Source organism: Alterinioella sp. B-7, from assembly GCF_056857775.1.
Window position 1 is genome coordinate 1 of the sequence record NZ_JBSXNT010000002.1, and the last position, 2,406, is coordinate 2,406.

The 2,406-nt window shown below is 52.5% G+C and carries 2 protein-coding genes and 1 pseudogene; 2 read left to right on the forward strand and 1 reads right to left on the reverse strand.

Features of this window, described 5'->3' with window-relative positions:
- Window positions 1-110: 110 nt before the first annotated feature.
- On the reverse strand, window positions 111-395 hold the full coding sequence (locus AC13C7_RS00020) for a hypothetical protein (RefSeq protein ID WP_482866184.1): 285 nt from the start codon (window positions 393-395) through the stop codon (window positions 111-113).
- 531 nt (window positions 396-926) lie between these two features.
- Between AC13C7_RS00020 and AC13C7_RS00025 the strand changes: the two are divergent.
- Together AC13C7_RS00025 and AC13C7_RS00030 are read left to right on the forward strand one after the other, a co-directional pair.
- A pseudogene (locus AC13C7_RS00025) lies at window positions 927-2,201 on the forward strand (anti-phage dCTP deaminase); the annotation flags it as partial.
- Window positions 2,202-2,277: 76 nt separating this feature from the next.
- Window positions 2,278-2,406, forward strand: a 129-nt coding sequence (locus AC13C7_RS00030) for a transposase (protein WP_415836445.1), incomplete at its 3' end; no start/stop codon positions are given.

Here is a 2,406-nt window from a genome sequence, read left to right on the forward strand (position 1 = left end):
TGCGACCTTCGCCTTGAATGCAGGGCTGTGGTTCCGTCTGGGTCGTTTGGTCATCTTCGCTCCTTCGTCTCGGCAACGCTGCCGGATCAGGAGCGGAAAATCCACCTAACTCAACTGTTCAGATTTGCCGCGCCACCTCTCAGTGCCTTACCTCGATGCCGAAAATGGGGAAAGCCCTTGCCGGTGAGCAACGTAAAGACGAAGACGCAGAACAGCAGGATGGCAATGGTGGTCTGGGCGTTCGCGCTTTTCTGCTGAATGAGGTACAGGGCGACGCCCAAGGCGACCAGCTCCAACATCACGATCTGGGAACGGACGAATGCGCGGAACACTGACGCGCTCTGTTTCTTTATGCTGCTGTTCATAACGGCCTCTTTACTAACGAAATCGGCCACCAGAGTTTCCTCTGGCAGCCGGGGAGTTAGTAAGCCGCCGCAAGACGACCGCGCTGGCCTTTAGGCCGGAGCCCTGGACATACGCCAGTGCCTCCCCGACCATAGGGTTCGAGGAGGTGTCATTTCGGCCGACACCGGCCGCTTGCGGTGGGGTTACTACGCCCCGAGATCGGCTCTTTCTGCCAATCCTGCGCGCAGCCTAGCCCAGATGTCTGAAAATCGAAAGCGCAAACGTCACCTTGCGGCCTCGCCGAAGGCATTGATTCCAGTTATGAATCTTCAGTTAAGGTGGAGAAGAATGGTGCCGGTGATAGGACCCGAACCTACGATTCCATCATTAGGAATGACGTTGGCTATCGCCTAATCGCTCTGTTTTATAGTGTTTTTCATGTTCTTTCTTGCCTGTCGCAAGGATGTTGCAAGACAGACAGCGAGAAACGAACACAGATCCGCTCTCTCGACTCTGGATTGACCGATCAAACCGGTCTACCAATATCAGCGGCGAACATGGTTGAATTTAGAGGTTAGTTTATGGCGAGCTCAAGAACGGCAACAGAAGAAAGAGCGTCTGACGTTGAGGTGGACGATACCGAAGACGAAGGCCTTGTGGTCGCGATTGATCGTCCCACTGAAGAACTCGTCATTGGTATGGTCGGCGCGGTTGGCGCTGGCGTCTCAAAAACTTCTCAAGTGCTAAAAAGCAGGCTTGAGAGGGATTACGGCTACCAGGTCAGGATCATAAAAGCTAGCGATCTGATCCGAGAGAACACCTCCAAGACATCCATATCTTCACCTTCTAACTCAGGGTCAGGTCGCATCAAGGACTTGCAGACGGTGGGTACTCAATTGAGGGATCGGTTCGGTGAGGATTACGTCGCGGCCAAAGCAATCGAGGCTATTGCGCTTAATCGTAGCGCTGGCGGTGGATATGACCAGTCCAAGCAGGTGCCACAGCCAAAACGTCTTCGACAAGCGACTATAATAGACTCGCTTAAGCATCCCAAGGAGACCAATCTCTTGAGGCGCGTTTATGGTGGCATGTATTGGCAGTTCACCGTATTTGCACCTGAGAGTATTCGCGAAGTTCGCCTCAAATCTCTTGGTATAGAGAAAGACGATCTGGCGGGAATTTTCACACGAGATGAGAACGACCAAGAGGGTGATCACGGTCAAAAAGTCAGTAAAACGGCGTACTTGTCGGATTTCTTTATTCGGAATGATGGACAAAACGATGTTCGTTTGACTGAGGTTGTGGATAGGTTTTTCGAGGTTATATTCAATATTTCGGTGCACACCCCCACAACAGATGAAGCGGGTATGTATGCTGCGGTATCGGCGGCCAGCAAATCTGCATGCTTGTCGCGGCAGGTAGGTGCAGCAGTATATTCTGCGAATGGAGAGCTTCTGGGCGTCGGGTGGAACGACGTTCCAAAAGGTCTGGGTGGACTATACTCTGCGGACGATGGAAATGAGGACCATCGTTGCTTTAAGTGGCAAGGGAAAGTTTGCCACAACGACCGAAAGAAAGAAGAACTGTATACAAAGATCTTTGACCAACTTTCCGGTGAAGGCCTACTAGCCAAAGGCATTGATCGCGCAAAACTGCGTTCGCAGTTGGTAAAGACCCCAGTAAAGGATCTTATCGAATACAGCCGCTCAATTCACGCCGAAATGGAGGCGATAGTTTCTGCGGCGCGCTCTGGTAAACTTGGAATCGTAGGCGGCACGCTCTACACCACGACCTTCCCGTGCCACAACTGCGCCCGACACATTGTCGCCGCCGGTATATCAAAGGTCTACTATGTCGAACCCTACGCGATGGACCTGTCACGGTTTGATGCCGCTCCTTTGATAGCATTTACTGCAACAAAGGAGACTGACTATGGGACTGAAACGGACGGACGAATTCCGGCAAGATGCGGTGCGGATTGCCCTGACCAGTGGACTGACGCGCAAGCAGGTGGCTGATGATCTCGGTGTCGGCATGTCGACACTTAACAAGTGGATCACG